This window comes from Caballeronia choica (assembly GCF_001544535.1).
Lineage (GTDB): Bacteria > Pseudomonadota > Gammaproteobacteria > Burkholderiales > Burkholderiaceae > Caballeronia > Caballeronia choica.
In genome coordinates this window covers 38,658-58,210 of the sequence record NZ_FCON02000022.1, presented here as the reverse complement: position 1 = coordinate 58,210, position 19,553 = coordinate 38,658, and the positions used below count along the sequence as shown (strand labels likewise).

15 protein-coding genes are annotated in these 19,553 nt (G+C 64.8%); 6 read left to right on the top strand and 9 right to left on the bottom strand.

Annotated features, from left to right (window positions below; genetic code table 11):
- Positions 1-385: 385 nt before the first annotated feature.
- The 6 genes from AWB68_RS12805 to AWB68_RS12780 all read right to left on the bottom strand — a co-directional run bounded on the left by AWB68_RS12805 (position 386) and on the right by AWB68_RS12780 (position 6,947).
- Positions 386-1,459 carry a porin gene (locus AWB68_RS12805; protein WP_160110006.1) on the bottom strand — a complete coding sequence of 358 codons (1,074 nt, stop codon included), beginning with the start codon at positions 1,457-1,459 and terminating at the stop codon, positions 386-388.
- A 225-nt stretch (positions 1,460-1,684) separates the two neighbouring features.
- Entirely contained in the window at positions 1,685-2,995 is a 1,311-nt protein-coding gene (locus tag AWB68_RS12800) for a branched-chain amino acid ABC transporter permease (RefSeq protein WP_160110005.1), read from the bottom strand.
- A 33-nt stretch (positions 2,996-3,028) separates the two neighbouring features.
- On the bottom strand, positions 3,029-3,976 hold the full coding sequence (locus AWB68_RS12795) for a branched-chain amino acid ABC transporter permease (RefSeq protein ID WP_087644716.1): 948 nt from the start codon (positions 3,974-3,976) through the stop codon (positions 3,029-3,031).
- A gap of 46 nt (positions 3,977-4,022) precedes the next feature.
- On the bottom strand, positions 4,023-5,276 hold the full coding sequence (locus tag AWB68_RS12790) for a branched-chain amino acid ABC transporter substrate-binding protein (protein ID WP_087644715.1): 1,254 nt from the start codon (positions 5,274-5,276) through the stop codon (positions 4,023-4,025).
- Positions 5,277-5,335: 59 nt separating this feature from the next.
- The gene (locus AWB68_RS12785; protein WP_087644744.1) at positions 5,336-6,067 is read right to left on the bottom strand and encodes an ABC transporter ATP-binding protein; all 732 of its coding nucleotides are present in this window, start codon (positions 6,065-6,067) and stop codon (positions 5,336-5,338) included.
- Between the two features lie 55 nt (positions 6,068-6,122).
- Positions 6,123-6,947: an ABC transporter ATP-binding protein gene (locus tag AWB68_RS12780; protein ID WP_087644714.1), complete on the bottom strand. Its 825-nt coding sequence runs from the start codon at positions 6,945-6,947 to the stop codon at positions 6,123-6,125.
- 351 nt (positions 6,948-7,298) lie between these two features.
- Between AWB68_RS12780 and AWB68_RS12775 the strand changes: the two genes are divergently transcribed.
- The 5 genes from AWB68_RS12775 (at position 7,299) to AWB68_RS12755 (ending at position 13,978) form a co-directional block, all read left to right on the top strand.
- Positions 7,299-7,988 carry a TetR/AcrR family transcriptional regulator gene (locus tag AWB68_RS12775; RefSeq protein ID WP_160110004.1) on the top strand — a complete coding sequence of 230 codons (690 nt, stop codon included), beginning with the start codon at positions 7,299-7,301 and terminating at the stop codon, positions 7,986-7,988.
- A 265-nt stretch (positions 7,989-8,253) separates the two neighbouring features.
- The gene (locus AWB68_RS12770) at positions 8,254-10,341 is read left to right on the top strand and encodes a 3-hydroxyacyl-CoA dehydrogenase NAD-binding domain-containing protein (protein ID WP_087644743.1); all 2,088 of its coding nucleotides are present in this window, start codon (positions 8,254-8,256) and stop codon (positions 10,339-10,341) included.
- A 30-nt stretch (positions 10,342-10,371) separates the two neighbouring features.
- The gene (locus tag AWB68_RS12765; RefSeq protein WP_087644712.1) at positions 10,372-10,833 is read left to right on the top strand and encodes a MaoC family dehydratase; all 462 of its coding nucleotides are present in this window, start codon (positions 10,372-10,374) and stop codon (positions 10,831-10,833) included.
- Between the two features lie 75 nt (positions 10,834-10,908).
- Positions 10,909-12,045: a thiolase family protein gene (locus AWB68_RS12760; RefSeq protein WP_087644711.1), complete on the top strand. Its 1,137-nt coding sequence runs from the start codon at positions 10,909-10,911 to the stop codon at positions 12,043-12,045.
- A 61-nt stretch (positions 12,046-12,106) separates the two neighbouring features.
- Positions 12,107-13,978: an AMP-binding protein gene (locus AWB68_RS12755; RefSeq protein WP_160110003.1), complete on the top strand. Its 1,872-nt coding sequence runs from the start codon at positions 12,107-12,109 to the stop codon at positions 13,976-13,978.
- A gap of 101 nt (positions 13,979-14,079) precedes the next feature.
- Here AWB68_RS12755 and AWB68_RS12750 read toward each other — a convergent pair whose 3' ends face one another.
- The 3 genes from AWB68_RS12750 to AWB68_RS12740 are packed head-to-tail and all read right to left on the bottom strand — an operon-like array spanning position 14,080 to position 18,167.
- Positions 14,080-14,955: an SDR family oxidoreductase gene (locus tag AWB68_RS12750; RefSeq protein WP_087644742.1), complete on the bottom strand. Its 876-nt coding sequence runs from the start codon at positions 14,953-14,955 to the stop codon at positions 14,080-14,082.
- Positions 14,956-14,996: 41 nt separating this feature from the next.
- On the bottom strand, positions 14,997-16,310 hold the full coding sequence (locus tag AWB68_RS12745; RefSeq protein WP_087644709.1) for a CaiB/BaiF CoA transferase family protein: 1,314 nt from the start codon (positions 16,308-16,310) through the stop codon (positions 14,997-14,999).
- Positions 16,311-16,355: 45 nt separating this feature from the next.
- Complete coding sequence (locus AWB68_RS12740; protein WP_087644708.1) at positions 16,356-18,167, bottom strand: acyl-CoA dehydrogenase C-terminal domain-containing protein; 1,812 nt, start codon at positions 18,165-18,167, stop codon at positions 16,356-16,358.
- Between the two features lie 196 nt (positions 18,168-18,363).
- Here AWB68_RS12740 and AWB68_RS12735 point away from each other — a divergent pair, with 196 nt between their 5' ends.
- Entirely contained in the window at positions 18,364-19,536 is a 1,173-nt protein-coding gene (locus AWB68_RS12735; RefSeq protein ID WP_087644707.1) for an iron-containing alcohol dehydrogenase, read from the top strand.
- The last annotated feature ends 17 nt before the right edge of the window (positions 19,537-19,553 follow it).

The window sequence follows — 19,553 nt, the reverse complement described above, 5'->3', positions numbered from 1 at the left end:
AGACCGGCAGTGGTGTGTTCGCTGCCGGATGATTAGTCGCTCTGCCTGACCATCGACGACAGCCGGTGCGAGCGGCCGACAGGCGATCGACTTCGGAATCGAGTCGGCGATTCCCACTGCGAAGACGGTGCCGCGTGGCTTGCACGCGATACCCGCAGCGCGTCTTCCATCTGCAAGCCTGGCGCAAAGATCTGATCGGCATAGCCAGCCGCGATGCGACCCGCATCGGTATGCGTTAACCCTTAAACCCCCGTCGTTCGGCAGGCAACCCTCCTGTCTTGATAGGAAACCAGCCAATCTCCGCTACAAGCAACTGGTCGACCGTCTCGCGGTCGATATGCGTGCGCGGCGGCTGCGGCCACGATCAACTACAACCATCGTGGGCTTAGAAGAGATGTCGGACGCCTACCCCAGCGCCGAACTGATTCCCGCCCGGAACACCCGCCGGCGTGGAATTCTGCAAGCCGAGCGTTGCAAGCCGGTTGTTCTTCACGTAGCCGACGAACGAATACAAGGACGTCGCACGCGACAGCAAGTAGCTGGCGCCAAGCTTGTACAGGCTGGCATCCCGGTCGTTCGTGACGCGGTCATCCTGGCGGATGTACGAGGCCGTCAGGACCCAGACCGGCGTGGGTGTATAGGCGAATTCAGCCGTGTAAAAGTTGTCGCTGGTGCCGCGTGCCGGATTCTTGAAGTTGGCGAAGTCGAGCAGGAACTTGAATGCGTTCCAGGCGTAGTTGGCGCCTACCGTGTAGGCGCGCGCGGTTGTCGAATCGGTTGCGCCGGTGATGTCGCGTCCGCTGAAGTAGGCCGCGCCACCGGTGAAGCCACCGATCTTGTAGCTTGCCCCCAATGAAATCACGCTCTTCTTCTGGAAGTCACCGGCCGCGCCGCCAAACGAATACATGGCCATGCCCTGAAATCCGGCGATTTCGGGGCTGATGTATTCGACTGAGTTGTCGACCCAGGAATACTGATAGCCTGTGTAGCCGGACAGGTTCTGATAGAGCAGGTTGTTCAGGGAGCCGAAGTTCGAATAGCCTTCGATGTCGAGGCGGCTCTGGATCCGCAGTATCGGCGAACGGTTCTTACCCACGAGGACGCTGCCGAGCGCATCGCTGTCGATGCCCACTGTCGCGCCACGATCGAACAGCACGGTGCCGGCGCTTGCGGGTTGGCCGCCATTGATGAACTGTCCGGTATTGAGGCGAAAGCCGCTTTCGAGTTCGAACAGCGCATGCAGTCCGCCGCCGAGATCCTCGCGCCCGAGGAGACCCCAGCGACTCGTTGCATCGATACCGCTCGCGACCGACCAAGCCGAGCCACCTCCGGCAGCCGCGTGCGTTTTGTAGAGGATGCCGCCGTCGACAATTCCATAAAGCGTCACGGAACTCTGCGCATGCGCGACGGACGATGCGCCCGCCGCCAGAGCCAGGGTTGCGAAGCAAAGGCTTTTCATTGGTGTCTCCAAGAACCGCTGTAGTTGTGGTTTGTCTCCGCTCGCGGATGCGACGAGCAGGCGTGGGAGCGGCGTCTTCGCTCCGTTCGAGAAATCAAAGGGTCGATCTGATAAACTAAGGAATACGAATAGATCGAGATGAAACCGTAACCTCACTGAACCCGATGCCTCTGGGACGGCCATCGAGCTTGATGTCCGTCCCCTGAAAGCGGCGACCTTTCGCCCTTACTGTCGAGCGGCGCGCGGGCTCCAGTAAAGCAGGCCGAGACCGGTTGCGAGCAGCACGGCCGCGCAGATCCACGCCGCCGGGCTGCGCGGGTCCGCCGCGTGAACGCCAGGCACGAAGACGAGCCGCACTGGCGCGCCCATGTTCGCGCCGAGCGACAGGATCATTTCGATCAGCAAGACGAATCCCGCACAAGCAGCGAGCGCGCCGAGCACGGCGGGCAGCGCACACCGGACGACGTAAGACGCGCCGCGTTGCCGATACGCTTTCAGCGCGCCGCGCAACAGATCGGCGAGGCCGACTGTCAGCCCGTAGCGCCAGGAGAGCGTCACCGCGACGAAGAATACGCCGAGGTACAGCGGCCAGGCATCGGTGAGCGTGGACAGGTGCGCGGTCGCGAGCGTGATGAGGACGGCGCCGATCGCCGGCCCGAAGAAGGTCGTGAATCCGCCTACGTAAGCGTGCAACATTCCTGCGGTGCTTTGAGCGAGGCTCAGGGTGTCGATCGTGACGACCTGAAAGCCCAACGCGTAGAGAGCGCCCGCGATGCCGGCGAATCCGGCCGACAACGCCAGTGCAAGTCCGCGAATCATGACCGGGTTGAAGCCGACGAACTCCATGCGCTCTGGATTGTCGCGCGTCGCATTCATCAGACGTCCGAGCGGCGTGAAGGTCAATGCATACATCGCGAGCGCGGCGCACCATGTCCACACGGCGATGAGCAGATACACGTTCACCGGCGATCCGAAGTCGATGCCCCAGCCGGCCGCGCGTGTCGGGTCGAGCCGGATACCTTCGTCGCCGCCCGAGAAGCCGGTCATGATCGTCGCAGCAGAAAAGCCAAGCTGGCCGACCGCGAGCGAGATCATCGCGAAGATCACCTTGCCACTGCGTACCGTGAAGAGCGCGACAAACGCGCCGACGGCGAGCGCCGCGATTCCGCCGACTATGGGCACAAGTACAAGCGGCGCGGCTTCGCCAAAATGGTTCAGGAAGTGTGCGGTCGTGTAAGCGCCGATTCCGAAGTAGAGCGCGTGTCCGAACGACAGCAGGCCAGTGCCGCCGAGCAGCATGTTGTAGGCGAGCGCGAACGTGAGCGCGATGCATATCTGCGTGAGCACCGAAACGCCGAACGTGCCCGGGAAGAGGAAGGGCAGCACGCACGCCACGGCGAGCGCGATGCCCCAGCACAGCGCGCGGCCTCTACGATTCGCGCGCGGAGGAAGATACGCGTCCCAGCTCGACCGTTCGGCTGATGAGGCCTCGCGCTGGGCAGAATTCAGGCGACGCGCGCCCCTGATGGTCGGCATGTCGAAGTCCATATGGATCCTGTCTGGAACCGGTTAATGACGTTGTCCCATCAAGCCGCGTGGCCGGATGGCCAGCACGACGATGACGATGGCAAAAGGAACGAGCGGTGCAAAGCGGCTCAGCGGTTGCGTGAGTGCGTCGCTGCTCGCGATGCCGTGCATCACGGACTCCAACGGGGCGAGGAGGTTGGCCCACGAGATTTGCGTCGATACCGCGAGCGTCTGCAGCACGCCGATCAGGAGCGACGACACGAAAGCGCCCGCCAGCGAGCCGAGCCCGCCGACCACGATGACGATCATCAGGATCGTCCCCAACTGATTGGCCATGCCGGGGTCCGTGCCGATCAGATTGCCCGACAGCGCGCCTGCGAGGCCGGCGAGTGCGGCACCCAGGGCAAAGACCGTCGTGCGCATCCGGGGCAGGTTGTGGCCGAGCGCGTTGACGATCTCGGGATGCGACAGCGAGGCTCGCACGGTCGTTCCGATGCGCGTGCGCCTGAGCAGCAGATACAAGCCGCCAAGCACGACGAGCGTCATCGCGAGCGTGAAAGCGCGGTAGGCGGAGTAGTCGATGCCATACAGCGAGAAGAGTGGAAAGTCGAGTGATCGCGGTACAGCGTACGCCACCGGTTGCTTGCCCCACAGCAGCGTGACGGCTTCGACGAGCACGATCTCGAGACCAAAGGTCAGCACGAGCGGCCCGAGAAGGCCGAAGCGGATCACACGGCGCACGAGCCAGCGCTCAACTATCCCTCCCAGCAACGCACAGCAGAGCGGCGCGGCGACGAGTCCCGACCAGTATCCGAGCCCGAGCAGTTGGGCGAAGGTGTACGCGAAATACGCGCCCAGCATGTAGAACGCGGGGTGGGCAAAGTTCAGGATGCCGAGCATGCTGAAGACGAGCGTCAGTCCGGCTGCCATCAGAAACAGCAGCATTCCGTAGCTGACGCCGTTGAATAAACCCAGGGCCAGAGATTGCATGGCGATCCGTCCTTTCGTTCGTTCTTTCGTGAAGTCCGCTGCGCGCTCAGGCGCCCGGCGGCCGTTTCATGTTGCAGCCGTCGACCGGCTCGCTCACCTGCGTCGCGGGCAAGGTCTTGACGAGCCTGAATCCCCACGGTGTGCCGTCCTGCTTGTATTTCGCGTCGGCGGTGAGCACGGACAGCGTCAGGGGCAACTGGGCCTGATGGTCGGCCGCGCGCATCGTCGCCTGGTAGTCGCCTATCGACACGGTGGTTCTCTCGATCGCCTTGGCGACCGCGAGCGGCTGGGTCGTCTTGGCGTCGCGAATACCGTCGGTCAGGAACAGGTAGCCGCGGTAGATGCGCATGCCTTCGAAGTCGCCGTAGCCGCCTGCGCGTGACTGATCCATCAACCGGTCGATCACCGGATTGTTCATGCTCATGATCGAATCCGAGGCCTGATACACCTTGCCGACGCTTTTTTCGCCGATGCTCGTCACCTGACCGTGTTGCGACGCGTAGGCCGTGTACCACGGCGCATTCAGGCCGATGTCGTTGCCCGCACGAATCAGCCGGCTCAGGTCCGTGCCGATGTTCGCCGTGATGATGGCGTCGGGATTGGTCGCCTTGATCTTTGCGACATACGGCGTGAAGTCCTGCACCCGGTTGGGCGGATGCAGCTCGCTGCCGACGATCTGGATATCGGGTCGGTACTGCTTGAGCTGGCGACGGATCGCAGCGTCCGCGCTTTGGCCCATCGAATAGTCCATGTTGATCAGGTACACGCGCTTGACTTTCGGGTCGAGCGACAGCACGGCCGCTTTCATCTTCATGCCGATGTGGCCGTCGGTGCGGAATTGCCAGAACGAGCAGTACTTGCCGGTCATCGCTTCGTCGAGCCCGGCCCAGTTGATCAGGATGATCTCCTTGCCCGGATTGCGCGCGTTGTACTTTTCGATCGCGTCGAGCAGCGTCATCGTCACGTTGGTGCCGATGCCTTGCATCACGAAATGCACGTCATTGCCCATTGCGCGATCGAGGCAGTTCTTGCCATCCTTCGGGCTGAACTTGTCGTCGCAGAATTCGAGCTCGACCTTCGAGCCGAGGATGCCGCCCGCGTCGTTGTCGCGCTTCACGATGAACTGCAGGTTCTTCGCCGACGATTCCATCGTGGGCGATTGCGGGCCCGACATCGGCTCGATCACCATGATCTTGATCGGTGCCGCCGCGTGCGCCACGCCGATCAATGCGGCCCCGGCGATGGCTAAAAGGCCGGCGCGCAAGCCGTTGCGCGCGGCTGCGCTCAGGTGCTTCATCATCTTCTGCTCCTCACTCACTGATATACAGCGTGCTGGTTGTCGCGATGGCGGGAGTCCGTCTAGACTTCGAGCCACTCCGCCCGTACTGCCTGGTTGTTTTCGAACTCGTCCACGGTGCCGTCGAACACGATCCGGCCATGCCCCATCACGTTGATCCGGTCGCACAGCCCAAGCGCGATAGTCAGCTTCTGCTCGACGAGCAGCACCGCCACGCCGCGCCGCGCGACTTCCTTCAACAACTGCGCAACCTGGTCGACCATCGAGAGGCTCAAGCCTTCCGTGGGTTCGTCGACGAGCAGCAATTCGGGCTGGCCCATCAACGCGCGGCAGATCGTCAGCATCTGCTGTTCGCCGCCGGACAACGCGCCGCCCGCGACGTTCGCGCGCCGCTTCAGGTTCGGAAACAGGTCGAAGAATTCGTCTTCCGTCCATGGTCTCGCGCGGGCGGGCGAGGTTGATGGCGTCTTCCGGCCGCTGGACTGCGGCAAGCCGACGGACAGGTTTTCGCGCACGGTCAGGTCGGGAAAGATCGCGCGATCCTCCGGCACGTAGCCGATTCCGGCGCGGGAGATCTCGTGCGTTTTCGCGCGCTCGAGCGGCACGCCGTTGAGGCTGACGATGCCCTTCGATGGCAGCAGCTTCATCACGGCCTTCAGGAATGTCGAGCGGCCCGAGCCGTTGCGCCCAAGCAGCCCGACGGTTTCGCCTGCATCGACGCGGATGCTCGCGCCTTGCAACACCTCGCTTTGCCCGTAGCCCGCGACGATTCCGGATGCGATGAAAAAGGGCATGCACTGTGTGCACGGCCTGGCATTGGCCTGGTGGATCGGCTGTGTGTTCATCTGTTCAGTGCCTCAGTGACGGCCCGGCGGCTTGAGCGGCGCCCGCAGGCGCGCCGAGATACGCTTCCTGCACTGCGCGGTTCGCGCGTACTTGCGCGGGCGTATCGCACGCGATGATTTCGCCGTACACGAGCACCGAGATCCGGTCGGCCAACTCGAACACCACGTCCATGTCGTGTTCGATGATGACCATCGTGCGCGAGCTGTCGGCCGCGCGCAGCCGCTGGAGCAACTCGATCACCTTGTGCGTTTCGTGCTTGTTCATGCCAGCGGTCGGTTCGTCGAAGAGCAGCACCTTCTGGCCGCCGGCGAGCGCGAGGGCGATCTCGAGCGCACGCTGGTCCGCATAGGAAAGCAGCGCGGCGGGCTCGCTGCGCTTGTCGAGCAGGCCGACCTCGTCGAGCACTTCGAGCGCGCGGATGTCGGCGGGACCGCCGCGGCGCAGAACGCGCAGGAACGACGGACCGTGGCCCGCCGCGCGCAATGCGCCGATCCGCGCGTTCTCGAACACGGTCATGCGGCCGAACAGGTTGGCCGTCTGGAAACTCCTGCCAAGTCCGCTGCGGCTGATGCGGTTCGCGCCGAAACGGGTCACATCCGTATCGTTCAGGTGGATGGTGCCGCTCGACACGAGGTAGCGGCCGCTCATCAGATGAAACAGCGTCGATTTGCCCGCGCCATTGGGGCCGATCAGCACGTGGCACTCGCCTCGGCGGATCGACCAGTCCACGCCCCGTATGACCTCCGTGGCGCCGAACGCCTTCTTCACTCCCTCCAGTCTGAGCGCCGACATCGGCTCACGGAAGGTTCCCGCATGCGTCTCTGTCATTTGGAAATCCTGGATACCTGGTCAACCGCCGAACATAAAGAGAGCCGCGCCATCGCAGCAACCGGTTGTCGCGATCTGATTTGCGTTTTCAATGTAACAGTGTCAAGTTTCACGAATGATAGGAGCCGGACCATGCGCTGGCAATCGGTTTCGAGTTGGGGATTTCCCTTGGTCGCCCGGAAGGCGCGACAGGGGGTCGACAAGCGGGATCTGCCTGTGGAAAGGCGGCTTTCTGAAGGGCAGGCCGACGGAGTAGAATAGTGCGAACGGATGCACGCGCCCGACTGCGAGAGTTCGCGCCGGCGTGACGTGCAGTGTCAGGTTCACTGTAAATTTTTCAATGAAAAGATTATGTCCAGTACAGCACTGACTGACATCGAGCCGAGCAAGAAAGTATCGTGGCACCACGGCAACCTGCGCGAGGAAATGCTGCAGCGCGGCCTCACGCTGCTGGAGTTGCGCGGTGCCGCTGATCTGTCGCTGCGTGAAGTCGCGCGTCTTGCGGGCGTTTCGCAAACGGCGCCGACGCACCATTTCGGGGACAAGGACGGCTTGCTCGCGGCGCTCGCCACTGAAGGCTTCCATGCGCTGATGAGCGACCGGCTGGGGGCGCTGAAGGACGGCATGACGAAAGAGCGGCGCCTGCGCGTGATCATGCGGGTCTACGTCGAGTTCGCGTTGAAGCGGCCGGAGTTGTTTCATCTGATGTTCGGCCCGCGCATCGCCGACAAATGCAAGCATCCGGCGTTGATGGAGGCGAGTTCCGGCTCGTTCCAGTTCCTGAGCAACACCATTGCCGAGTTCATGGCCGATCATTCGGACGGCAAACGCCCGCCGCGTTTCTCGGCGATCGCCGTGTGGTCCGGCATGCATGGGCTCGCAACGCTCCTGGCGGACCGCGACAGCGGCCTGTGCCAGGTGCCGGACAACATGATCGACGACGTCTGCACCGGCGTGATCAACTTGCTGCTGGGCGGCCTGAAGTCTCCGCACGTCGAGGCTGAAGCGCCTGCCACACGCGGTGGTTCGCGCAGGAAGTAACGCCTTCCTGCTTCCTCTCCAGCGCGGCGCGCGGCGGTCAAGATCGTCTCGCGCGCCGCGCTCGCGCCATCCTGCTTTCCGTTCTTTCCTCCTTTCTTCCGCTTCATCCAGGTGCGCGTGAGCTAACGCGCACGCACTGCGTCTTTCCACTGTTGACACTCAAACTTGACGCTGTCACAATCAAATCCAGCTTAACCCGGAATCACGCCGCGCCACGCCGCACGTGCGACGGCGCAATCGATTCGAACCAGGAGACGCGATGGTCATGGAGTCCGCATACGTGGTCAAAGACGGCATTGCCGTCGTGAGTTTCGACAATCCTCCCGTGAACAGCCTGTCCGCCGCACAACGCAAGGCACTCCACGAGCAGGTGCTGCACGCGGCGCAGCGGGACGACGTGCAGGCGATCGTCGTCACGGGCGGCGGGGGGCCGTTTTGCGGCGGCGCCGAGATTCGCGAGTTCAATACACCGGCGCAGAAGGCTTCGCCGACGATGCCCGAGCTGATCGAAGGATTGGACAAGGTCGACACACTGCTGATTGCCGCGATCGGCGGCTTTGCGTTCGGCGCCGGACTCGAACTCGCGATGGCGCTTCATTATCGTGTATTAGGTGCATATGCACAATTAGGGTTGCCCGAAGTCAAATTCGGTTTCCTGCCGGGCGCTGGCGGCACGCAGCGTCTGCCGCGGCTGATTCCGATGGAGCATGCGGCCCCGCTGATGCTGAGCGGCGCGCCACTCGGTGCGCAGTCGGCGTTCGACCATGGGCTCGTGGATATTCTTTCGCACGGCGACCTGCTCGAAGACACGCTTGACTTCGCACGCAAGCTGATCGCAGCCAAGGCGCCGCTGCGCCGCACGAGCGCGCTTAGCCCCCGGATGGAAAGCGCACCGGCCGACCTGTTCGCAACACTGCGCGCGGACATCGAGAAGCGTACGCCCGGTCACAAGGGCAAGCTGTCCATCGTCGACTGCTGCGAGGCCGCGGTCACGCTCCCGTTCGAAGCGGGTCGCGAATTCGAGCGCGCGCGCTTCCTCGAATTGCTGGCGACGCCGGAATCGAAGGCGTTGCGCTACAACTTCTTCGCCGAGCGCCAGGCGGCGAAGATCGCCGGCGTATCGAAGGATGCGCGGCCGCACGACATTCGCCGGGCGGCGGTGATCGGCGCGGGCACGATGGGCGCGGGCATCGCCATCTGCTTCATGAATGCGGGCATCCCCGTATCCCTCGTCGATACACAGCGCGAAGGGCTCGAGCGCGGCATGGCGACGATTCGGGGCGTCTATGACACGCAGGTCGAGAAAGGCCGTCTCACGCAAGAGGCGCGCGAGCGTGCGCTGCAACGGGTCACGCCTTCGCTCGATCTCGCGGCGGCGGTGTCCGATGCCGACATCGTGGTCGAAGCGGTGTTCGAACGGCTCGATTTGAAGCAGCAGATTTTTCGCGACCTGGAACGGCTTGCGCCCAAGGGCGCCATTCTCGCGACCAACACGTCGATGCTCGACATCGACCAGATCGCCGCGGTCACCGCTCGCGAGGCCGATGTGATCGGCATGCATTTCTTCTCGCCCGCGCACGTGATGCGCCTCGTCGAAGTGGTGCGCTGCGCGAAGACATCCGACGATGTGCTCGTCACGGTCATGCAGCTTGCCCGCAAGCTGCAGAAGACCGCGGTCCTCTCGCGTGTGTGCGATGGCTTCATCGGCAACCGGATGTTGCAGCGCTACCTTCAGCAGGCGCTCTTCCTGCTCGACGAAGGCTGCGGCATCGCGCAGATCGATACCGCGATGGAGAAATTCGGCATGGCGATGGGGCCTTTCGCGGTCGGCGACCTGAGCGGTCTCGACATCGGCTGGTCGATCCGCAAGCGCCGCTATGTCGAGCAGCCGGAGATGATCTATTCGCGCATCGCGGACCGCATCTGCGAAGCGGGGCGCCTCGGCCAGAAGACCGGCGAGGGGTGGTACCGCTATGAGCCCGGCAGCCGCAAGCGTCTTCAGGACCCGGAAGTCGACCGGATTCTGCATGCCCATCGCGAGGCAACGGGTGTCGCGCAGCGCGCAGTCAGCGACGAGGAGATCGTCGACCGGCTGATGCTCGCGCTCGCCAACGAAGGCGCGCGGATTCTCGACGAGTTGGTCGCGCAGCGCGCGTCTGACATCGACGTCGTCTATGCGACGGGCTACGGCTTTCCGGTCACGAAGGGCGGCCCGATGCACTACGCGAACACGCTCGGCCTCGACGAGGTGCTCGCGCGCATCCGCAAGTATCAGCAAGGCTACCAGGGCGGCCAGTGGCAGCCAAGCCCGTTCATCGTGAAGCTCGCCGGGCAGGGCGCGAGTTTCGAATAGCACGGCCTGCATCGACGCAAGGAGAGCGGCATGGCATGGCGATATCTGGAAGACCTGACAGTCGGCGAGACGTGGACGAGCGAGCCGGTGACGATCGAGGCCGCCGACGTGATCGGCTTCGGCAGCGAGTTCGACCCGCAGCCGTTTCACACGGACCCGGACGCGGCCCGAGCCGGCCCGTTCGGCGGTTTGATCGCGAGCGGCTGGCACCTGGCCTCGCTCGCGATGAGGTTGTGCGTGCACGCGCGCCTGTTCGGCGAGACGCCGATCGTGGGCGTCGGCGCGGACGAATTGCGCTGGTTGCAGCCCGTGAGGGCCGGCGACACGGTCCACGTGAAGCGCGAGCTCGTCGAGATTCAGACGTTTCCCGACAAGCCGAAGCGCGGCGTGGCGAAAGCGCGCATCGAGCTCGTCAACCAGCGCGGCGAAGTAGCGATGCGGCTCTATGGGCTGACCAGCATTCCGCGTCGCCCGGCCGACGGCGCCGGTTGAGATTTTCCTCGCATGAATCATGGATGAAAGGCGTGCGCACGCCGCGCACGCCTCTATCGAACCAAGGAGAAAAGCATGAATGAAGTCGTAGTGGCCGGGTTTGCGCGCTCGCCATTTCATCCGTCGCGCAAGGGTGCGCTGATCGACATCCGTCCCGACGATCTCGCGGCGCAGGTCGTCGCCGGTCTGCTCGAAAGAACGAAAGTCGATCCGAAGCTGATCGAAGACATCGTGCTCGGTTGCTCGTATCCGGAAGCGGAGCAGGGGCAGAACCTCGCGCGCATCGTCAGCTTTCGCGCGGGCATCGGCGAGCATGTGCCGGGCGTGACGATCAACCGCTTCTGCGGCTCGTCGATGTCGGCGATTCATTACGCGGCCGGCCAGATCGCGCTCGGCATGGGCGATGCGTTCATCTGCGGCGGCGTCGAATCGATGACGCGCGTGCCGCAGGGCGGCTTCAACAAGTTGCCGAATCCGACGCTCATGGAAGGCCATGCCGAGGTCTACACGCCGATGGGCATCACCGCGGAAAACGTTGCGCAACGATTCGGCGTGAGCCGCGCGGCACAGGAGGCGCTTGCGGTGGTGTCGCATGCGAAGGCGGCCGCCGCCCGCGCCGAAGGCCGGCTCGCCGCCGAAATCGTGCCGATCCGCACGAGCACGGGCGTCGTCGATGAAGACGGCTGCATCCGGCCTGGCACCAGCGCGGAAGCGCTTGGCGGGTTGAAGCCGTCGTTTCGCGAGGACGGCAGCGTGACGGCGGGCACGTCGTCGCCGCTGACCGATGGCGCGTCCGCGACGCTCATCTGCAGCGCCGCGTTTGCGCGCGAGCACGGGCTCGTGCCGCTTGCGCGAATCGTGTCGGCCGCGGTCGCGCCCGTCGCGCCGGAACTCATGGGCATCGGGCCGATTCCGGCGTCGAGGAAGGCGCTCGCGCGCGCGGGCATTGGCACAGGCGCCCTCGACGTGATCGAAATCAACGAGGCGTTCGCGAGCCAGGCAATTGCGTGCATCCGCGAGCTTGGGCTGGACGAGGCGCGCGTGAACCTCGACGGCGGCGGTCTTGCGATCGGCCATCCGCTGGGCGCAACCGGTGCTCGGCTGGTCGGCAAGGCGGCGGCGCTACTCCAGCGCACGGGCGGGCGTTATGCGCTCGCCACGCAGTGCATCGGCGGCGGCCAGGGTATTGCGACCGTGCTCGAAGCGATCTGATGCGCATCGGCGCAAACCGAACCATCATTTATTCGCGTACCGCAACGTAGCAGAGGGAACAATGACGTCACACGTAATGGAGACAATCGAACGGCCATTTCGCGAAGTCGGATTCCGCGAGCCGTCGCTGGAAATCGAGCGCCGCGGCGACGGGACGCTGATCCTGAAGTCGGGCACGCCGCTGCCGCCCACGCGTGCGTGCACGACCGACTGGCTCGAGCATTGGGCGGCCATCCGCCCTGCGAGCCCGATGCTCGTGCAGCGCAACGGCGAGGGCGCATGGGAGTCGGTGAGCGTCGGCGAGGTCTGGCGCACGGTGCGCGCGCTGGCGAGCGCTTTGCTTTCGCACGGTGCGAGCCAGAGCGCGCCGCTCGTGATCCTTTCCGAGAATTCGACTGCGCAGGCGCTGCTGACGTGGGGCGCGTTGTATGCGGGCGTGCCGGTCGCGCCTGTGTCGCCTGCCTATTCGCTCCTTGGCGGCAACTACGCGCGGCTCACCGATGCGGTGTCGCTCGTCAAGCCGCATCTGGTGTTCGTCGAGGATGCACAGCGTTTTGCGGGCGCGCTCGACGCGCTCGGCATTCCGCCCGAGCGGGTCATCGCGGCCAGGCACGCGGCGCCGGGCTCGTTGTCGTTCGAGGCGCTGGCGAGCACCGTGATCGACCCCGAGGTCGAAGCGCGCCATCGGCAACTGCCGGGCAGCTTGCCGGCCAAGTACATGTTCACCTCCGGTTCGACCGGCATGCCGAAGGCGGTCGTGCAGTCGCGCAGCAATCTCGTCGCGGCGCAGGAAATGGCCGCGCGCGTGTTCGCGAAAGACCCGGAGGACCAGCCCGTTTATCTCGAATGGCTGCCCTGGCATCATGTGATGGGCGGCAACATCGTGCTCAACCGGATTCTGCGCTTCGGGGCGACGCTCCATATCGATGAGGGCAAGCCGCTGCCGGGCCCTTTCGACCAAACCCTCAAGAACCTGAGCGAAGTCGCGCCGTCGCTCTATTTCAACGTGCCCGCCGGGCTCGCGATGCTGGTTGCCGCGCTCGAGCGCGACGAGCGTTTCGCGCAGCACTTTTTCTCGCGCCTGAAGTATGTGTACTACGGCGGCGCGGTGCTGTCGCGCGACCTTTACGACCGCTTTCAGCGGATCGCCGTGCGTACGACCGGCGAGCGTGTCGTGCTCACGTCGGTATTCGGCGCGACCGAAAGCTCCGGACCGGCGGTGACGCAATACTGGGCCGTCGACGACGTCGGCTGCATCGGACTGCCGGTTTCCGATGTCGAGCTGAAGCTGCTCGAAGACCCCGACCTCCCGGGCCGCTACGAAATGCGCATCAGGGGGCCGAACATCATCGAGCGCTATCTCGATGCCCCCGAAAAAACGGCCACAGCGTTCGATGAAGAGGGCTTTTACCTGCTCGGCGACGCGGTGCGCTTCGTCGACCCCGAGCGCCCGATCGCGGGGTTGCGCTCCGCAGGGCGGTTCGCCGAGGATTTCAAGCTCGCGAACGGCACGTGGGTACGCACGGCTGCGCTGCGCACTCGCCTGATCGACGCGTGCAGTCCGCTCGTCAAGGAAGCCGTGATCGCGTACGACGGCACGGATACGCTCGGCACGCTCGCATGGCCCGATGCCGGCGCATGCGCGAAGGCGTTGCCCGAGCTTGGCGCGTTGAGGCCCGCTGAGCTGGTGCGGCATCCCGCGCTGTTGGGGGAACTCGCGCGGCGCCTCGCGGCGGCGAACGCGGGGCAAAGGGGCGCGTCGATGCGTATCGAACGGCTGATGCTGCTCGAAGATCCGCCTTCGATGCAGCACTATGAGGTCACCGACAAGGGCAGCATCAATCAGCGCGCGGTGATCGAGCGGCGCCGCGCGGCCGTCGTCGATCTGTTTGCGGCGCCTTGCGTGCCGCATGTGGTGGTTTCATCGTCCTGACGCGCGGCAGCCGCGAAGAGAAAAGCCCACGTTTGAACGACGTGGGCTTTTTTTTAGGTCAGAGTGCGAAGCGAAAGCCCCGCACTCAGGGCACTCGACGCTCATACCGTACGCGCGAGCCGGTCCTTCTCATTCAGCTCGCGAATCGAATTGCGCGCGAGATCCCAGTCGCCGTCGGTCCAGTCCTTGAAGTGATAGAAGTTGCCGCCGGTGGCGAGCGAGTTCGCGCCGTCGATCGTCAGCGTCTGGCCCGTCAGCCACTCGCAGCCATCTGCCATCAGGAAGGTCGCGAGGTTCTGCAACTCTTCCATGCGTCCCGCGCGGCCCATCGGGCTGCTGCCCTCGGCGCGGCCCGCGTCGTCCCGGCCCGGGTAGAGGCGCTTGCTCATGCCCTCGGTCGGGAAGACGCCCGGCGCAATCGCGTTCAGGCGGATCTGGTGGCGGCCCCACTCGACGGCGAGCGATTTCGTCATCACGTTCACGCCTGCCTTGGACATCGCGGAAGGCACGACGAACGGCCCGCCGTTCATCACCCATGTCACGAGAATCGACACCACGCTGCCCGGCAGATTGCCCGCGATCCAGCGCTTGCCCACCGCCTGGGTGACGTAGAACGTGCCGTGCAGCACGATATTCGCGATCGCATCGAAACCGCGTGACGACAGGTCTTCCGTGCGGCTCACGAAGTTGCCCGCCGCGTTGTTGACGAGACCCGTGAGCGGACCTTCCTGCCAGATGTCGGCGATCATCTGGTCGACCGACTCGGCGTTGCGAATGTCGACCGAGACGCCCTTGACCGAACCGCCGAAACGGCCGGTCAGTTCGTCGGCGCATTCGCGCAGCACGCCTTCGCGGCGTCCGCAAATGTAGAGGTCCGCGCCGAGCTCCAGATAGCGCGCGGCGATTTCCTTGCCGAGCCCTGAGCCGCCGCCCGTGATCAGAATGCGCTTGCCCTTCAGCAGGTCGTTTTTGAACATGGTGAGTCCCTTCGTCTGGTAAATGGATGAGTGGTGCTGTTTCATGCGCCGGCTGTTGCGGCGGTCGTTGCGGAACCTGGGTGACGCGGCGCGCAGGCCGCGCCCTCGTCGAGCAGTCGCTTTACTTCGTCACGCGAATAGCCGGCCGAGAGCAACACCTCGACGCTGTGCTCGCCAAGGCGGGGCGCGGGCGATAGCGCTGGCAGCGGCGTGCCGGACCACGTGGTGGGATTGCCCAGCGTGCGCACGTGCCCCTCGGTCGGATGGATCTCCTCGCCGATAAAGCCCGTTGCGTTCAGATGCGGATCGTTCAGCAGGTCCTCGATCGAGTTGACCACCTGATACGGAATATCGGCTTCGTCAAGCAACGCTTGCCATTGCGCGGAACTCCGCGTGCGCATCACGCCGGCCACCCAGGCGTAGATCTCGCGAATGCGCCGCGAACGGTTGCGCTGGCTTGAAAAAAGCGGATCTTCGGTGAAAAGTTCGGGCTGGCCGATCGCGTTCAGGAACGTACGCCAGTGCTTGTCGTTGTAGATCAGCACGCACAAGTAGCCGTCGGCGGTCCGGTACGGCCGGCGATCCACAGACAGCAAGCGGTCGTATCCCGCTTCACCCACGCCCGCCTCGCCCGTGCTCGCGCGCTCGCCTGCTGCGCCTGCCGCGAACGTGCGGCCCGCCATGTGGTCGGCCAGCACGAAGTGCGCGACGCTTTCGAACATCGGCACCTCGACGTGCTGACCGCTGCCGCTGCGCTCGCGCGCAAAGAGCGCGGCACTGATCGAATAGGCGACATGCAGGCCCGTCACGCGGTCCGCGATCGAAACGGGTGCGTACATCGGGTCCTGGGTGCCAGCCTGCTGCATGAGCCACGGAAGGCCGACCGCGCCCTGGATCAGGTCGTCGTAGGCGGGACGCTCCGCATAGGGGCCGCGCGCGCTGTAGCCGCACGCGGTCACATACACGAGGCGCGGGTTGACGGCCGCGAGTGCTTCGTAGCCCAGTCCGAGCCGGTCCATCGCGGCGGGACGGATGTTCGAGAGCAGCACGTCGGCGTCCTTCGCGAGCATCAGCAGCGCCTCTCGCGCCGACGCCTTCTTCAGGTCGAGCACGACGCTCTTCTTGCCGCGGTTGTTGTGCATGAACACGTGGCCCATTTTCTCGTGCTCGACCCCGTGCGCGTCGACCCGCATCGAGCCTGCTTCGCGCACGTTGTCGCCTTCGGGCGCCTCGATCTTGATCACTTCGGCGCCGAGTCCCGCGAGCGTCAAGGTTGCGAGCGGCCCGAGCACGATGCTCGACAGATCCAGAATGCGCACGCCGGCAAGCGGACCGCGCGGGTTTTCAGCGGACATAGAGAGGTTCCTCCGGTAGGTGTGGCTGACGACCATGTGTATGTGTCAGAACTCTTCGGCACGCAGGGTCATCAGCGCCTGGGCGCCGCTCATCGCCGCCTCGAAGTGCGTTTCGGACGCGGGCAACAGGCGCTGGAAAAAGAACTCGGCCGCGCCGAGCTTGCCGTTGTAGAACGGGGCAAGCTGAGGGTGCTGCGCGCGGCCCGCGTGCGCGGCTTGAGCCATGCGCAGCCACAACTCGCCAAGCGCCACGAGGCCGAACAGGTTCAGGTAGTCGGTCGCCGCGCCGGCGACATCCAGCTCGTTGCCGTCGCGCCAGGCGCGCAATTGCGCCGTCGCGTCGCGCAGCCTCGCCGATGCCCGGCGTTGGGCGGCGGCCATCGACGCGAGACTCGCGACGCAAGCGGCACGCTCGGCGGTGTCCTCGACGGATGCGAGCCACGACTCGAACACGCGACCATCGTCCAGTCCGATCTTGCGCAGCACGAGATCCAGTGCCTGAATGCCGTTCGTGCCTTCGTAGAGCGGCACGATGCGTGCGTCGCGATAGAACTGCTCCATGCCGTTCTCGTGCACGTAGCCGTGGCCGCCGTGAAGCTGAATCCCGAGGTCGGTCACCTTCAATGCGCAGTCGCTGAGAAAGCTCTTCAGCACGGGCGTGAGCAAGGCGAGACGACTTTCCGCGTCTTCACCTTCGGGACTGCCCGCACGCGCCGCGCGTACGTCGAGCAGAAGCGCCGCGTCGAGATAGAACGCGCGCATGCCTTCGACCAGCGCTTTCATGGTAAGGAGCGAGCGGCGCACGTCCGGATGGTCGATGATCGGGTTGCGCCCGTCGGTGCCTGGCTGCGATGCAGCGCCGGGCGCATTGGGCGCGACGCCCTGGCGGCGCTCCTTCGCATAGGCGAGCGCATTCTGATAGCTGATTTCGGCGACGCCGACGCTCTGCACTGCAACCCCGACACGCGATGAATTCATCATCGTGAACATCGCGCGCAGCCCGCCGTGCGGCTTGCCGACAAGCCAGCCGCGCGCGCCGTCGAAATTGAGCACGGCTGTTGCCTGCGCGCGGATGCCCATCTTGTGTTCGATCGAGCCCGTGTTCACGTTGTTCTGCGTGCCGGCCGACGCACCGGGCAGATCCTCGGCGATGCGCTTCGGCACGACGAAGAGGCTCAGGCCGCGCGTGCCCGCCGGCGCATCGGGCAGCCGTGCCAGCACGAGATGCACGATGTTGTCAGTGAGATCGTGATCGCCGCTCGATATGAAGATTTTCGTGCCGGTGAGCCGATAGCTGCCGTCGTCTTCGGGCTCGGCGCGCGTGCGCAGCCGCGACAGGTCGGAACCGCTGTCGGGTTCGGTCAGGCACATGGTCCCCGTCCATGAGCCGTCGACGAGCTTGGGCAAATAGATGCGCTTGAGTTCTTCGCTGCCGTGCGCGAGGATCGCGCGATACGCGCCTTGCGACAGGCCCGGATACATGCCGAAGGACATCGAGCCGGATGCGACGAACTCGCGCACCATCAATGCGAGCGACGGCGGCAGACCCTGGCCGCCCCATTCGGGCGCGGAAGCGAGTGCAGGCCAGCCGCCCTCCCGATAAAGCGCATACGCTTGCCCGTACCCCTTGGGCGTGTGCATCGTGCCATCGGCCAAGCGGCAGCCTTCGGCGTCGCCCGGCAGGTTGATCGGCAACAGCACGTCCTGCACGAACGTGGCGGCGCCGTCGAGCACCGCCATCACGACGTCGAGCGTGGCCTCTTCGAAGCCGGGCAGGGCCGGCGTGTGCTGATCGTAGCCAAAGACATCTTCAAGCAGGAAGCGGAGTTCGCGGATGGGAGCATCGTAGCCGGGCATGTGTTTGACTCGCTGAAAAGAGGCTTTCCGTTCCGGCTCCACGGCGTGCGGTGAAGTTTCGAGCCGGGCGCACTTTAAACTTGACAGTGTTATGTTATCTGCGGATACTTGGCTACGCAAGAGGAGATGATCCTGCGACAAACCCGAATGCCCGGGCCAGGAAGGCGGGTCGATCAACCGAATGAGGAGAGACACTATGCGAAACCGGGGAACTCATCTTTTCCCGATGATGGATCGGGTTGTGTTTGGCCGGCCCGCAGCGGCCACGTTGGCGGCGGAGGCTGAAAGGCTGGGCGCGAAGCGTGTTTTTCTGATCGTCAGTCACACGCTGAATACGACCACGCCGGAGATCGGCAAGATCGCCGAAGCATTGGGCGAGCGCTATGCGGGCGTGTTCGACGGCGTCGCGCAGCACACCACGCGCGAAGGCGCGATGCACACCACGCGCGCTGCGCGCGAGGCGGGCGCGGACCTGATCGTCGCTATCGGCGGCGGTTCCGTAGTTGACATTGCTAAGATTACGACGCTTTGCCTGGAGCACGACATCACGGAGGAAGACGGCCTGGACGGCTTCGAGGTGCAGCTCGACGACAAAGGCCGGCGCAAGATCGCGAATTTCCGCGGTCCGTCGGTGCGAATGATTGCGGTGCCTTCGAGCCTGTCCGGCGGCGAGTACAACGCCGGATGCCTCGTCACCGATTCACGCCGCAAGCTCAAGCAGACCTTCTATCACGCGAAGATGATGCCGCTCGCGATCATCCTCGATCCGCACCTGCTGCGCCATGCGCCGGAGTCGCTGTTGCTGGGCTCGGGCACGCGCGCGATGGACCATGCCATCGAGGCGCTCTGTTCCACGCAGGGCAACCCGCTCGTGGATGCGGCCGTGCTGCGCGGCATCGGGCTGATGCGCGAATGGTTGCCGCGCGCACAGCGCGAGCGCGACAATGTCGAAGCGGCTACGCAGTGCCAGGTCGCTTCCTGGCTCTGCTCGTTCGGCCTGCAGGCGCGCGTGCCGATGGGCGCGAGCCATGCGATCGGCCACGTGCTGGGCGGCACCTGCGACGTGCCGCACTTCCTGTGCACGCCCGTGATGATGCCGGGCATTCTCGCGTACAACGAGCCGTTCACCGCCGACGCGCAAAAGGCGCTCGCCGCTGCGCTGGGTCAGCCCGGCATGCCCGCCTCCGAGGCGTTCCGGGCGTTTTGCAAATCGCTCGGCCTGCCGACCAGCCTGCGTGAGGTGGACGTCGGCGAGGACCAGTTCGACCTGATCGCGCGCAACACGATGACCGAGTTCTTCATCTTCAGCAATCCGCGCCCGGTTCATGAGCCGTCCGGCGTGCTGGAGATTCTGAAGCTGGCGGCGTAGGGCGCGAAAGCCGGTCA

Bases quoted from the DNA above. Each gene is read 5' to 3' on its own strand.
- AWB68_RS12805 (WP_160110006.1), bottom strand. From the start codon at position 1,459: ATGAAAAGCCTTTGCTTCGCAACCCTGGCTCTGGCGGCGGGCGCATCG.
- AWB68_RS12800 (WP_160110005.1), bottom strand. From the start codon at position 2,995: ATGCCGACCATCAGGGGCGCGCGTCGCCTGAATTCTGCCCAGCGCGAG.
- AWB68_RS12795 (WP_087644716.1), bottom strand. From the start codon at position 3,976: ATGCAATCTCTGGCCCTGGGTTTATTCAACGGCGTCAGCTACGGAATG.
- AWB68_RS12790 (WP_087644715.1), bottom strand. From the start codon at position 5,276: ATGATGAAGCACCTGAGCGCAGCCGCGCGCAACGGCTTGCGCGCCGGC.
- AWB68_RS12785 (WP_087644744.1), bottom strand. From the start codon at position 6,067: ATGCCCTTTTTCATCGCATCCGGAATCGTCGCGGGCTACGGGCAAAGC.
- AWB68_RS12780 (WP_087644714.1), bottom strand. From the start codon at position 6,947: ATGACAGAGACGCATGCGGGAACCTTCCGTGAGCCGATGTCGGCGCTC.
- AWB68_RS12775 (WP_160110004.1), top strand. From the start codon at position 7,299: ATGTCCAGTACAGCACTGACTGACATCGAGCCGAGCAAGAAAGTATCG.
- AWB68_RS12770 (WP_087644743.1), top strand. From the start codon at position 8,254: ATGGAGTCCGCATACGTGGTCAAAGACGGCATTGCCGTCGTGAGTTTC.
- AWB68_RS12765 (WP_087644712.1), top strand. From the start codon at position 10,372: ATGGCATGGCGATATCTGGAAGACCTGACAGTCGGCGAGACGTGGACG.
- AWB68_RS12760 (WP_087644711.1), top strand. From the start codon at position 10,909: ATGAATGAAGTCGTAGTGGCCGGGTTTGCGCGCTCGCCATTTCATCCG.
- AWB68_RS12755 (WP_160110003.1), top strand. From the start codon at position 12,107: ATGACGTCACACGTAATGGAGACAATCGAACGGCCATTTCGCGAAGTC.
- AWB68_RS12750 (WP_087644742.1), bottom strand. From the start codon at position 14,955: ATGTTCAAAAACGACCTGCTGAAGGGCAAGCGCATTCTGATCACGGGC.
- AWB68_RS12745 (WP_087644709.1), bottom strand. From the start codon at position 16,310: ATGTCCGCTGAAAACCCGCGCGGTCCGCTTGCCGGCGTGCGCATTCTG.
- AWB68_RS12740 (WP_087644708.1), bottom strand. From the start codon at position 18,167: ATGCCCGGCTACGATGCTCCCATCCGCGAACTCCGCTTCCTGCTTGAA.
- AWB68_RS12735 (WP_087644707.1), top strand. From the start codon at position 18,364: ATGCGAAACCGGGGAACTCATCTTTTCCCGATGATGGATCGGGTTGTG.